This is a genomic window from Pseudomonas sp. CHM02 (genome assembly GCF_000612585.1).
Classification (GTDB): Bacteria; Pseudomonadota; Gammaproteobacteria; order Pseudomonadales; family Pseudomonadaceae; genus Aquipseudomonas.
On the sequence record NZ_JFCA01000023.1, the window covers coordinates 20,869 to 33,979 of the forward strand.

Sequence of the window (13,111 nt, forward strand, 5' to 3'; positions counted from 1 at the left end):
AATACGCTAGGAGCGATTCATGAAAACGGTCTGGAGTTACCTCAAACGCTGGGGCCTGCCGGTGCTGCGTCAGTTCAACCAGGCGGTGCCCTTACTGGTGCTGCTGGGCGTGGTGTTTTTGTTGATCGCCATCTGGTGGCTGGGGCCGCAGTGGGCTTGGCGTGAGCATCAGCCGCTGGGTGAACTGGCAATGCGCGTCTCGGCCAGTGTCGTCGCACTTGTGGTGCCGCTGCTGATCTGGGCATGGCGGGTGCGTAATCGTTACCACCGACTGCAGCTTGAACGCCAACATGAGGCCGCGGTGCAGGCCGACCCGTGCCTGCCTTATATCGAGGCGCAGGAGCGAGCACTGGACCGCAGCCTGGGCAATTTGCTCAACAACATGGAGCGACGTCGTTCGCTCTATCAGCTGCCGTGGTATCTGGTGCTGGGTGAGGAAAATGCTGGCAAGACCAGCCTGATCACGCGCTCCAACCAGAGCTTTGCCTTGTCCCATGTGACCAAGGCTGGGGTCAGGGCGCACCAAGAAGAGCAACTGGCCTATCCGGTGGATTGGTGGATCGGTGACGAGGCGGTGTTGATCGACCCGCCAGGTGAGTTCCTCAGTCATCCGGAGCCAACCGGTGACGATGCTGCGCAGTCGGGGGCGGTGCAGGGCAAGGTCAAGCCGGTATTACCCGCCGGCACCCACCCGCGTCTATGGCGACACCTGCTCGATTGGCTGGCGCGCAACCGCAGCCGTCGCGCATTGAACGGCGTGGTGTTGGTGATCGATGTGCAGGCCCTGTTGGCGCAACGTCCCGAACAACGCAAGGCCCACGCCAACCTGCTGCGCACCCGGTTGTTTGAACTGACGCGGCAGTTGGGAACGCGCCTGCCGGTGTACGTGACGCTGAGCAAGTTCGACCTGTTGGAAGGCTTCGAAGAGTTCTTCGCCCGGTTGTCGCGCAGTGGGCGCGAAGACCTGTTGGGCTTCACCTTCAGCCTGGACGCGGTGGATGATTTCGACGCCTGGCTGGCGGAACTGACCGGCCAATACCAAATCTTTGTTGCCTGCCTCAGTGAGCAGATTTTCGACGGCATCAGGACGTCATCTGGACTGACTGAACGCGATCGTTTACAGGCACTGGTGCATCAGATGGCGGGCCTACGCCCGGCGCTGTTCGGCTTCCTGAGCGAAATGCTCGGCAGCGATCGTTTCACCACTCCGGCGCTGGTGCGCGGGCTGTATTTCTCCTCGGTCTTGCAGCAAGGCACCCTGAGCAATGCCTTCATCAAAGAAGCAGGGCAAGCCTATCAACTGCCGCCTCCGCCCCTCGAGGTCAAACCGGCCGGTGGCACGGCGATCTACTTTGCCCAGCAACTGTTCCAACGGGTGATCTACCCAGAAGCGGGTTTGGCGGGCGACAACATAAAGGTAGCGCGCAATAAGCGGCGGCTGCTGATTGCCGGGTTCAGCGTCGCGTCCTTGGGTTGCTTCGTCGTCATCGCAACCTGGCAGTTTTACTTCAATATCAACCGCGACAAGGCTGCCAACGTCCTGGCCAAGAGCCAGGATTTCAGTGGCCGGGACATCGACGCCAGGATCGACACCACCGGTCGCAACCTGCTGGTGCCTCTGGACCAGATTCGTGATGCGGTGCTGGTCTACGGCGACTACCGCGAGGCGTGGCCGTTGCTGTCGGATATGGGGCTGTACCAGGGCAGGGCGATTGGCCCGACGGTGGACGAGGCCTATCTGAATTTGCTGTCCAAACGCTTCCTGCCGGCGATTGCGGGTGGCGTGCTGGAGGCGATCAACACGGCGCCTGCCGGCAGCAATCAACAACTGGCAGCCCTGCGTGTTTACCGCACGCTCGAAGAACGCCAAAACCGCCGCCCGGCCATCGTCGAAGAGTGGGTCGCCAAACAGTGGCAGCGCGCCTATCCGGGCCAGGGCCAGTTGCAGGCCGACTTGATGGGGCACCTGGGTTACGCGCTGAAATACGCCGACGCCGACCTGCCGCACTACCGCGAGCGCATCACCCAGGTGCAACAGCAATTGCGCCAGTTGCCCATGGCCGAACGGGTCTACATGAGCCTCAAACAGGATGCTCTGGAGCGCCTGCATCGTCCGCTGGACCTGCGCAACGAGGTCGGCCCGGCGTTCGATATCGTCTACCGCCCGCTTAACACCCACCAGGAGGGCAGCGGCTTGCTGCTGGCGCCGCTGCTTACCGCCAAGGGCTTCAAGGACTACTTCGAGCCCGGCACCGAGGGCATCATCGAACTGGCCATGATCGACCAGTGGGTACTCGGCGAACGCCAACGCCTGGACTACTCCGACGAAGACCGCAAAGTGCTGACCCAGCGGATCCGCGCCCTGTACAGCGCCGATTACGTCGACAGTTGGCGCCGGGCACTGAATCAGTTTGCGGTCACCGACTTCGATGACCTCAGCCACGGCGTGGCGGTGCTGGAACAAGTCACTGGCCCGGCCGCTCCCCTGCGGCGCCTGCTGGAAACCCTGCGCGACAACAGCGTGATCTACCCGTCGGTGCCCTTGGCCGAAGGGCAGGCACCGCTTTCGCTGGACAAGGTATCGGACGGCCAGCAACAAGCCGCTGGTATCCGGCGTGCGTTCTCCAGCCTGGCGGAACTGATCACCGCGCGAGGCGAGCAGCCGTCCTATTACGAAGAAACCCTGCGTTCGGTCAGTGCCGTCTACGACTATGCCAAAGCCGTGCACGACAATCCCGATCCCGGCAAGGCGGCGCTGAAAACCGTGCTCAACCGCTTCTCCCTGGGCGGTGCCGATCCCATCGCCAACCTGCAACGCGTCGCTGTGGGCCTGCCTGAACCACTGAACCAGCAGGTCAAAAAACTCGCCGACCAAACTTCGCAGGTACTGGTGATTGTCGCCTTGCGCGAACTGGAAAAACGCTGGGACAGTGAAATCTACAGCTTCTACCGCGACCGCCTGGCAGGCCGTTACCCGTTCAAGGCCAGCGGCGAGGACGCCTCGCTGGAAGACTTCGAAGCCTTCTTCGGCCCGCAAGGACGCCTGCAGCAGTTCCACGATCAGTACCTGAACGTGTTCCTCAAGGACAACCTCGACGCCCTGTACTCCGACAGCCTCGGCGGCTACCTGGTGCGTAGCGACGTGCTGGAGCAGTTGAAAAAGGTCGAGCGCATCCGCGACACCTTCTTCAACCATCGCGGCCACCTGGCCGTGCAACTCACCATCGAACCCCTGGCCCTCAGCGCCACCCGCCTGAGCAGCATGCTCAGCGTCGACGGCCAGTTGATTCCCTACCAGCACGGCGCGCCGCAACGTACCGGGTTGGTCTGGCCCAACAGCCTGGGCAACACCAATGGCAGCCAACTGACGCTGGTACACAGCACCGGTAACACCGCCAGCATGAGCTATCGCGGGCCGTGGTCACTGTTCCGATTGCTCAGTCGTGGACACCTCAATGGGCGGACCGACACCAGCGTGGACCTGACCTTTGCTCTCGCCGATGGGTTGATGCGCTACCGCATCGGCGCGGAGAAGGCTAACAACCCGATTACCCAGCGCAGTTTTGAAGGGTTTGTGTTGCCGAGGACGTTGTTGGAAGAACGACGGAGCAAAAAGATCGCCGTCGACGTGACTCAACGCTGAGCGATACCCCGAAAAACAGCCAATGCTGAGAAGTATTTACAACGAGTGAAATAGGACCTTTACATGGCAATCAGGCTACAAATGTTGACCGAAGACCCTAAAGAAATTGAGTTGATTGAACGCTATTGGGCCGTCGACGAGTTCGGGCAATACCTAGAAAAAGTGAGTGCTCTAGCGGGGCTCATTGAGATGGCTCAGGGCGTTACGCTTACCAGCTTCATACGGCAACGTTGCAATGCGTTCGATGAAAATCAGGTTTGCCCCAAATGCGCAGAGTTGATCGAAATAAAAAATCGCTCACAGGCTAAGAAAGTCCCCCAGCCATCCATCAAGCTTTGTACGTTGTGTCAGAAAGACCAAGATGCTATTGCGTTGGAAGCTCAAAAAGCGAAGGCTGCGGAGCTTGAGCGGCAGCTGACAGAATATGCCCGCAACCAGTCAGCGCGAACTGTGGACTACTCCGCTATTGCGGATAGGCACGTGCTCCTGCTGTTGGCATTAGACAGGGCCGTTACGCCGAGGCTGACCAATGGCGGCTTCACCATAGGTGACTGCCGAGGGCTTGCGCCTCGGTACGTCGGTGACTTTATGCAGCATTTGCGTGAGGCTGGATTGGTTCTTGATGATCCCAGTAAAGCAAGACCGGGCACCTACTACTGGGAAGGTGACGATATTTGGATGTTGCGGGACCAAGTGGTTTATCGTTTGGCACCAGATGCCGAATCAAGAAGAGCAGACGAGGTCATCCGGAGCCTGCTCGATAGGGTGTACACCGATGCCGAAGGGCTCTTTAGTCTGTGGCTCGATTACTCGGTCGCTGATGTGATGCGCTATTTGGAAGCTCAGTGCCAGCTCTACAACCATGAACTGTCCGAACAAGAGCTGGAGGAAATCAAAAGCACGATGCGTTCGGCACTCAAAACCTATAGTGTCTCGCAGCTCTGGTCGGTAGTCTGGAAGGTCGTCAGAGACGCTGCCAGTCTGGCGAATCGCGAGTACTACAACCGCTGGAAAGCGGCTGCGACCATTCCTGGAAAGATTCGGCGGAACTTGGAGAAGGTCCAGCGAGAGTCGATTGAACTCAAGGCGTGGAGCCGTCCGGAACAGCATCCTGCCGGCACATTGGGAATGGTATTGGGGGAAATCTTGGGCGTTGACGAAAATACCTCAGGACATAGGGTCTCCTCTCTTGTTACTTGGCTAACCGGACAGGCATGTTCACCAACTGTCGAAGCAGAGCTTGAAGAACCGATCCGGGAGTTGATGACCAGAGCGTTGGCCCAAGACGTCGGCTCCTCAGTGATGCTGCGGTTCGCGGAACTGATTCGTGCTGGCCATGAAGTTGGTTCTGCTATTGAGGAAATTGGTGAGGCGCTTCGGTCGTGAAGTTGGTGGGATGACTTCAGAGGTAGAGGGGGCAGGGAGCAATCCTCAGCTTACATACGGCGATGTCCAGCACATGCTTGCCCATTAGCGCGTCTGGATGGGGTGGAAGATACTTGGCTGCTGACGGCTGTGCCGATCATTTTGTGCGTTCTATGATCCGCAATGTTATCGTGCTATCACGTATGACAGCTTCGTCAGGGACTGAAAGGGGACAAGATGACCGATTTTGAGCAGCAACCTTTTGCGGACGCCGAGTTTGCAGAGAATCCGGAGCAACGATGCCCCTGCATACTGCTATTGGACACGTCATCGTCCATGAATGGCGCGCCGATCCGCCAATTGAATGATGCGCTGCAGTTCTTCAAAGAAGAGCTATATGCCGATGCAATGGCGGCGAAGCGGGTAGAGCTGGCAGTGGTGACCTTTGGGCCGGTCAACGTCCAAACCGAGTTCACAACCGTCGATGGCTATTTCCCAGAAGTGTTGGAGGCCAGCGGTGTCACGCCAATGGGGGAGGCTGTCGAGCGTGCGTTGGATTTGCTGCGTGAACGCAAAGAGCGTTACCGAGCCAATGGTGTCAAGTACTATCGCCCCTGGGTTTTTCTGATTACCGACGGTGCCCCTACTGATAACTGGCAGGAGGCGCGCCGGCGTGTTCATGAGGGCGAAGAACGAAAGGAATTCATGTTCTATTCCGTCGGTGTTGAGGGCGCGGAAATGTCGACTCTCACTCAGTTGGGAACGCGTCAACCTCTTAAGCTGAAAGGTCTGGCGTTTCGAGAGCTGTTTGCTTGGTTGTCGAGCTCGCTGAGCGCCGTATCGCAGTCGAGCCCTGGGGACGCCGTTCCTCTTGCCAATCCAACGGGGCCGACGGGGTGGGCAGTTGCAGAGTAGCCTTCATTGGCGCTGGGCCGCGGCGTCCTGTATTGGCACATCGCATCTACGAATGGGGACACGGAAGCAGGATGCATTTAGTGTCATGCGCGTCCATTCAGATGCAATGTGTGCGGTCGTTTCCGATGGCGCGGGCAGTGCCAGCCACGGTGGGCAGGGCGCTGCATTAGTCTGCCGCAACCTGATTGTCAATCTGCGCAACTGGTTTAAGCAACATGAGGTTTTGCCAGACGACGAAACGATCATGTGCTGGATTGATCAACTCCGGGATCATCTTTCTATGGTCGCGGAAAAGCGGGAGTTAACTCGGCGACAGTTTGCCGCCACGTTAGTCATGTTGGTGGTATTCAAAGACCAAATCCTGGCATTACAGATCGGCGACAGTGCCCTAGTGGCGCGCAAGGCCGGTATGTGGGAAGCCATATGCTGGCCGGAAAACGGGGAGTTCGCCTCGACGACCTATTTCGTTACCGATGATCCTGAAGTTCGTCTGCACATCTATCGCTTTGATCGGGAGCACGACGCGTTCGCTCTTTTTTCAGATGGGCTTGAGTCAGTTGCGCTGGAGCAGGCTACGCGAAAACCTTTTGCTCGCTTCTTCGACCCGATGATCAAACCGGTGGATCAAGCACGGGCGGATGGGCGTCTTGCCGAATTATCAGATGCGCTCGGGCGTTATTTGCATAGCCCTGCGTTGTGTGACCGTACGGATGATGACAAGACGCTCATCCTGGTGTCATGCCAATGAGTTTGCGGTCGGTCAAGATCGGCGGTAAAACCGAGCGACTCGACAAGCAATTGGGTAAAGGTGGCGAAGGCGACGTGTACGCCTTGGTGGGCCAAGGTGATTGCGCGGTCAAGATCTACAAGTCGGAGCTGCGAAGCTCCCGCGAGAACAAAGTCCGAGCAATGATTGATGGACGGTTGGCTGGTGCGACCACCTTGGTCGCTTTTCCGTCCGAAGTAGTGACTGATTCCTCTGGCAATTTTCTGGGTTTTACCATGCGGCTGGTAGCGGGGTACCGCGCGCTGCATGAGTTATACAGTCCGAAATCGCGCAAGATGCATTTTCCCAAGGCGGATTACCGGTTCCTGGTGCGCGTCGCCCAGAATGTCGCACGTGCTGTCGCCACTGTGCATCAAGCAGGGTGCATCATTGGTGACCTCAATCACTCTGGGGTTCTGGTGGGGCCGGATGCGACGGTTGCGCTGATTGATGCCGACAGTTTCCAGTTCAGTTTGAAAGGTCACGCATACCCTTGTGTCGTCGGCACTGAGGACTTCACACCGCCTGAGCTTCATGGAGGTAGCCTTGCGAAGGTAACCCGTACTCAGGCACACGACAATTTCGGGCTTGCAGTTGCTATTTTCCAGCTGCTGGCGATGGGCAAGCACCCCTATGCAGGCCGTTACAACGGTCCGGATCTCTCTCTGGGCCAATCGATCGCACAGAATCGCTTTGCCTTTTCGATGGCTAGGCGTAACGAGACACGTACGACGCCGCCGCCCGGCTCCGTGCTGCTCGCGGATTTTCCTGGGTCGATAGCGGCGGCATTCGAGGCCGCGTTTGGCCTCGCACCTTCGTCACGCCCAGACCCAGCCATTTGGGTCAGCTTGCTCCAGGGACTCGAGACGGGATTGCGCCGCTGCGCGGATGTACCGACCCACTATTTTCCTGGCTCGGCGACTTCATGTCTGTGGTGTCGGCTGGCTAGTCAGTCGGGGATTGAAATGTTTCCCCAAAGCCTGGTTGTTGGCAGTGTACCGCTGGCAGGTTCCTTCGATTTGGAACGCGTGTGGGCGGCTATTCGAGCATTGCGTCTCCCGATGCCAGATGAGGTGTTACCGATTTGGACTGGCACTGTCGCTGCTCCCAGCGTTGCTGTGACACAAGCAAAGGGCAAGCGCCATGATCCCGCGATCTTCGGTGGTATCGCCTTGTTATTTGCAATTATTGGCTGTGTTCTCGCCCCAAAAGCCGCTCTGTTGTGGGGTGGGCTCGGGCTATTTGGTTTAGTGCGGATGTTTGCTACCAATAAGGTGGATTCGACGCCTTTTCGCAAGGCCTACCAAGATGCAGACGGTAAGGTGCGCTTAGCGTCTCAAGCCTATCTTCAACGAATTGGCCTGCGGGAAATGCATATCTTGCGCGCCGATTTGGAGGATACAGTCATTCGATATCGGCAAGTCCAAGAGGGGCTTGCTCAGGCGCTCAATCAACTAAAGTTGACACGAGAGGAGCGCCAACGCGCAGTTTTCTTGGATCGATTTTTGATAAGACGCGCGTCGATACCTGGCATCGGGGCGGGGAAGACCGCCACGCTTGCGTCTTTTGGTATTGAGAGTGCTGCGGATATCACTGCTTCAGCAGTTCGCGCGGTGCCAGGTTTTGGAGAAGCACTGACAGCGAAGATGTTGGCTTGGCGTCAGGGGCATGAGGGAAAGTTCCGCTACAACGCCACACCCGATCCGTCCGATCTACAAGCGGAGCAGTCCACTCGGGTAGCGTTTGCAACGAAACAGATCGAACTCCAAAGAAAAATTCAATCGGGTTTAGCTGCTTTGCAAGCGGCTACACCACGCTGCCTAGCGGCCAAAAATGCACCAGATCAGGTGCTCACGCAAGCACTCCAAGAGCGAGCCATTGCGGAGCACGATTGTGTTGCGCTGGGGATTAGCGTACCTGCACCGGTTGCGGTTTCCATCGATATTCCCAAAAGAACGCAGACACAGCCGAGCAGAGCCCATCCAACGCCGGTGATCACTCGTTCGTCGGTGTCGACCACCACGAGCTCATCTGCAATGAACTCTTGCCCGAGCTGCGGTGCGTCCATGGTGCGTCGTACCGCACGAAAAGGGAAACACACAGGGCGTCAGTTCTGGGGGTGCTCCAAGTTTCCTGCCTGTAAGGGCACACGAAGCTAAGGCTCGGCTCAATAGTCAGTTGTTGTCGGTGGGAGTTGGATAAGCACCGGTAAGACGCTCCTTATGAGCGCGGCATGACTTGATGCTGGCAGGGCGTCAATTAGCCACGTCGCGTAAGGCACTCCGCTATCTGGCGAAACGCTGAATCACAGAGTGGAACAATGTTCTCATCACGGGCTTGCCATGCCTAAAGAAGAAGTCCGTAATCTTGTCCATCGAAAGCGATTAGGGCAATAAGAATTCAGCTTCTTCAATGGGATAGGTGTTTAGTCAGACGCTCGTTTCCCGCTCCAAACACAGATAAAAAGCCACTCAATAGAGTGGCTTTTTATTGCCTGCGCATCAGGTTTTGCGCTGGCGCACCAAATGCTTGAACCCTTCAAAGACCAGCACCATCACCGCCAGCCAGATCGGAATGTAGGTCAACCACTCACCGCCCTTGATCCCTTCCCCCAGAATCAGTGCCACGCCCAGCAACAGCACAGGCTCAACGTAGCTGAGCAGCCCGAACAGGCTGAACGCCAGCAGTCGGCTGGCAATGATGTAGCTCACCAGTGCCGAGGCACTGATCAGGCCCAGCATGGGAATCAACGCGTACAGCTTCGGGTGGGCCTCCATCACCGCGAAGCCTTGCTCACCGCTTTGCACAAACCACCAGGCCACGGGCAGCATCAGCGCCATGTCCAGCCAGAGCCCGCCGAGGTGGTCGGTCTTGAGGTATTTGCGCACGATGAAATAGATCGGATAGCCGATGATCACCACCAGCGTTGCCCAGGAGAACCCGCCCGCCTGATACAACTCGTTGAGCACCCCAAGGGCCGCGAAAAACACGGCGATCCGTTGCAGGTAAGAAAGCTGTTCGCCCCACACCAGGCGCCCGGTCAGCACCATGGTCAGTGGCAACAGGAAGTAACCCACCGATACATCCAGGCTGCGCCCGTTCAGCGGTGCCCACATGAACAGCCACAGCTGCACGCCGAGCAATGCGCAAGACAGCAACACACCCGCAATCAGGCGGGGACTGTCTGCCAGCATGCGCACCAGTTCCCACACGCGCCGCCATTCGCCACTGACAATCATGAAGACCGTCATGCAGGGCACGGTGAGCAACATGCGCCAGCCGAAAATTTCCAGGCCGCTCAGTGGCGTGAGCAATGATGTGAAGTAATACATCACCGCAAACAACACCGACGCCAAGACCGATAACACAACACCTTTAGACACACTGTCCTCGCGAAAAACCATTGGTACACAAGAAGGGGGATTTCAGGAGGGGATTATGGTGCTTTTGGCGGGAGAGGGTTGCGCTGTTTTGGGGCGTTTTTCAGGAAAATTTCTCACCTGATCTGTTTGAACCAAGACCTGTGGCGAGCGGGTCTATTGTCCCAAGCCCGCTCACCACCGTAGGTCTTTACTGCCCAGCAACAGGTGTTCCCTGCTTAAGCGCGGGCTATGCGACCGGAAACAAAATGGCCTACATCGTTGAACCCCGGCGTGGACGAATGCCCCGGTGTCACCAACGAGTCGATGAACGCCTCATCCTCCGCCGTGATCTTCACGTCCAGCGCGCCGATGTAGGCATCCCACTGCGCCTCGGTGCGTGGCCCGACAATCGCCGAACTGACCGCCAAGTTGTTCAGCACCCAGGCAATCGCAAACTCCACGATGCCCACGCCACGCCCTTGGGTGTACTGCTGGATCTGCTGGGCGATGCGCAAGGACTCCACGCGCCATTCGGTTTCCAGGATGCGTTTGTCCTGGCGCGCCGCACGGCTGCCGGCCTCGGGCGTGACGTCCGGAGCGTATTTACCACTGAGCACGCCACGGGCCAAAGGACTGTAAGGCACCACACCCAACCCGTAGGCGGCCGCGGCAGTGATCTGCTCGACCTCCGCCTGGCGGTTGACGATGTTGTACAGAGGCTGGCTGATCACCGGTTTGTCCACGCCCAGGCGTTCGGCCACGCGAATCACTTCGGCAATGCGCCAGCCGCGATAATTGGACAGGCCCCAGTAACGGATCTTGCCCTGGCGAATCAGATCGCCAATCGCCGACACCGTGACTTCCAGCGGCGTGTTGTGGTCTTCGCGGTGCAGGTAGTAGATGTCGAGATAGTCAGTGTCGAGGCGGCTGAGGCTGGCTTCCAGCGCATTGAAAATGCGTTTGCGGCTCAAGCCACTGCGGTTGGGCAGGCCATCGGCAGGGCCGATCGCCACCTTGGACGCCACCACCCAATCCTCACGGTGACGAGCGATGGCTTCGCCGACGATTTCCTCGGAGCGCCCACCGGTGTACACATCGGCGGTGTCGATAAAGTTGATGCCCTGGTCCCAGGCCTTGTCGATGATGCGCAGCGAATCCTCGGTGTTGGTCTGTTCGCCAAACATCATGGTGCCCAGGGTCAAGGCGCTGACCTTCAACCCGGACTGGCCCAATGTGCGGTAAATCATGGATAACTCCTCAAGGCAGGGAAACGTACCCCATGCAATACCAGAGTCAGAGGCTCTGGGACAAGCCCTGCGCGCGTTTCTTCATGTGCTCAGCAGGGTCTGGCAACGCGCCTGTAAAAAGCGATGCAATACCTTCACCCGTTCCGACACTTGCAGGCGGTGAGGGCACATCAGGTTGAACGGCGTGGGCTCGCCTTGCCAATCCGGCAGCAAAGGCACCAGCCGCCCGGCCTTGATGTCCCGGGCAATATCCAGGTTGGCCTTGTAGGCGATGCCGTGACCGGCCAACGCCCAGCGCCGCACGATTTCACCGTCATCGCTCAGGTAATCGCCCGACACCTCCACTTCCTGCAGCACCGCGCCCTGGCGAAAATACCAGGTGTTGTTGGCCCGGCCCTGGCGCATGTAGCGCAGGGTGTTGTGCTGCGCCAGCTCGGCCGGGGCAAGGGGCGTGCCATGGCGCGCCAGGTAATCCGGGCTGGCGCAGGGGATGCGGTGATGATCAGGCACCACCGGCAACGCCACCAGGCTGGAATCCCTGGGCACGCCAAACCGCAAGGCGATGTCGACGGTGTCGCGGAACAGGTCGGCATTGCTGTCGTTGAGCAGCAATTGCAGGCGGATATTCGGGTGTTCGAGCTTGAATTCATCCAGCCAGCCCAGCAGCACATTGCGACCGAAATCCGAGGGCGCCGCCAGTTGCAGCAACCCGCTGAGGCTCTGGTCCTGCTGCTTGATCGCCTGTTCGCCCTCGGACAGTGCTTCCAGCGCGATGCGCACGCTTTCAAGGTAGCGCCGGCCTTCTTCGGTCAACCGCATGCTGCGAGTGGAGCGTGCCAGCAGGCGAATGCCCAGGCGGGTTTCCAGGCGCTTGAGGGCAATGCTGGCGGCGGCTGGTGTCAAGCCGAGTCCGCGTGCAGCGGCAGATAAGCTGCCGGTGTCGGCGGTGCGCACGAAGACTTCAAGGTCGAGGGTTGAGCTCATTTGTAAAAATCCTTTAAAGATCTTGTCGTTTTACCGGGATTTTTCGCCGATTGCCAAGCTGTGAAGATGAACGCTCACTTTATCCATCAGGAATCTTCCCCATGACTTCTCCCCTCAACGGCAAAACCGTCATCGTCATCGGCGGCAGCAGTGGCATCGGTGCTGCCGTGGCCAAGGCCGCTGCGGCGCGGGGTGCACACGTGGTACTGGCCGGGCGTCGCTTGGCCCGCGGCGTGGAAAACGGCCTGCGCAGCGAACCGGTGGACGTCACCGATGCCGCCTCCCTGCAGCGTCTGTTCGAAAACGTCGGGCGCTTTGACCACCTGGTCTACACCTCAGGCCCCAGCGTAAACGCCAAGACGCTGGTCGAAACCGACCTGGTCGAGGCCCAGGAAAACTTCAATGTGAAGCTCTGGGGCTCGTTGCGCGCGATTCAACGGGCGCTGCCATTTCTGGACGAACACGGCAGCATCAGCCTGACCTCCGGGCAACTGGGGCGTAAATTGGCGCCGGGCCAGTTCATCAAGACCGGCATCAACGCCGCCACCGAAGCGCTGGGCAAACAGTTGGCCAAGGAGCTGGCACCGCGACGGGTCAACGTGATCAGCCCAGGGGTGATCGATACGCCGGCGTATGCAGGCTTGAGTGAGGAACAGCGCCTGGCGATGTTTGCCAAGGCGAGCGGCGCATTGCCGGTCGGGCGAGTGGGGCAGGCAGAGGAGGTGGCGGCGGGGTATGTGCTGGCCATGGAGAATGGCTTCATGACCGGCGCCGTGATCGACATCGACGGCGGCGGCCTGCTCTGACGCAATTGCAGGAGCCGGCAAGC

At 58.7% G+C, this 13,111-nt stretch carries 9 protein-coding genes; 6 read left to right on the forward strand and 3 right to left on the reverse strand.

Annotation, left to right across the window (positions count from 1 at the left end; genetic code table 11):
• Positions 1-19: 19 nt before the first annotated feature.
• The 5 genes from tssM (at position 20) to BM70_RS31310 (ending at position 8,848) form a co-directional block, all read left to right on the forward strand.
• Complete coding sequence (gene tssM / locus BM70_RS0114855; RefSeq protein ID WP_025856742.1) at positions 20-3,643, forward strand: type VI secretion system membrane subunit TssM; 3,624 nt, start codon at positions 20-22, stop codon at positions 3,641-3,643.
• Positions 3,644-3,706: 63 nt separating this feature from the next.
• Positions 3,707-5,029, forward strand: a complete 1,323-nt coding sequence (locus tag BM70_RS0114860; RefSeq protein WP_025856743.1) for a hypothetical protein — start codon at positions 3,707-3,709, stop codon at positions 5,027-5,029.
• A gap of 216 nt (positions 5,030-5,245) precedes the next feature.
• A complete protein-coding gene (locus BM70_RS0114865) occupies positions 5,246-5,923 on the forward strand; it encodes a VWA domain-containing protein (protein WP_025856744.1) in 678 nt (225 codons plus the stop codon).
• On the forward strand, positions 5,913-6,671 hold the full coding sequence (locus BM70_RS0114870; protein WP_043274268.1) for a PP2C family serine/threonine-protein phosphatase: 759 nt from the start codon (positions 5,913-5,915) through the stop codon (positions 6,669-6,671). Before BM70_RS0114865 ends, BM70_RS0114870 begins: the two co-directional genes overlap by 11 nt.
• Positions 6,668-8,848: a topoisomerase DNA-binding C4 zinc finger domain-containing protein gene (locus tag BM70_RS31310; RefSeq protein ID WP_025856746.1), complete on the forward strand. Its 2,181-nt coding sequence runs from the start codon at positions 6,668-6,670 to the stop codon at positions 8,846-8,848. The genes BM70_RS0114870 and BM70_RS31310 overlap by 4 nt, the downstream gene beginning before the upstream one ends.
• Positions 8,849-9,190: 342 nt before the next feature.
• Here BM70_RS31310 and rarD read toward each other — a convergent pair whose 3' ends face one another.
• From rarD to BM70_RS0114890, 3 genes are all read right to left on the reverse strand, one after another.
• Entirely contained in the window at positions 9,191-10,072 is an 882-nt protein-coding gene (gene rarD / locus BM70_RS0114880; RefSeq protein WP_025856747.1) for an EamA family transporter RarD, read from the reverse strand.
• A 215-nt stretch (positions 10,073-10,287) separates the two neighbouring features.
• Complete coding sequence (locus BM70_RS0114885; protein ID WP_025856748.1) at positions 10,288-11,298, reverse strand: aldo/keto reductase; 1,011 nt, start codon at positions 11,296-11,298, stop codon at positions 10,288-10,290.
• An 81-nt stretch (positions 11,299-11,379) separates the two neighbouring features.
• Entirely contained in the window at positions 11,380-12,282 is a 903-nt protein-coding gene (locus BM70_RS0114890; protein WP_025856749.1) for a LysR family transcriptional regulator, read from the reverse strand.
• Positions 12,283-12,383: 101 nt separating this feature from the next.
• Between BM70_RS0114890 and BM70_RS0114895 the strand changes: the two genes are divergently transcribed.
• Positions 12,384-13,088, forward strand: a complete 705-nt coding sequence (locus BM70_RS0114895; protein WP_025856750.1) for an SDR family oxidoreductase — start codon at positions 12,384-12,386, stop codon at positions 13,086-13,088.
• The last annotated feature ends 23 nt before the right edge of the window (positions 13,089-13,111 follow it).

Excerpts from the sequence above, each read along its gene's own strand:
- tssM (WP_025856742.1), top strand. The coding sequence starts at position 20 with ATGAAAACGGTCTGGAGTTACCTCAAACGCTGGGGCCTGCCGGTGCTG.
- BM70_RS0114860 (WP_025856743.1), top strand. The coding sequence starts at position 3,707 with ATGGCAATCAGGCTACAAATGTTGACCGAAGACCCTAAAGAAATTGAG.
- BM70_RS0114865 (WP_025856744.1), top strand. The coding sequence starts at position 5,246 with ATGACCGATTTTGAGCAGCAACCTTTTGCGGACGCCGAGTTTGCAGAG.
- BM70_RS31310 (WP_025856746.1), top strand. The coding sequence starts at position 6,668 with ATGAGTTTGCGGTCGGTCAAGATCGGCGGTAAAACCGAGCGACTCGAC.
- BM70_RS0114885 (WP_025856748.1), bottom strand. The coding sequence starts at position 11,298 with ATGATTTACCGCACATTGGGCCAGTCCGGGTTGAAGGTCAGCGCCTTG.
- BM70_RS0114890 (WP_025856749.1), bottom strand. The coding sequence starts at position 12,282 with ATGAGCTCAACCCTCGACCTTGAAGTCTTCGTGCGCACCGCCGACACC.
- BM70_RS0114895 (WP_025856750.1), top strand. The coding sequence starts at position 12,384 with ATGACTTCTCCCCTCAACGGCAAAACCGTCATCGTCATCGGCGGCAGC.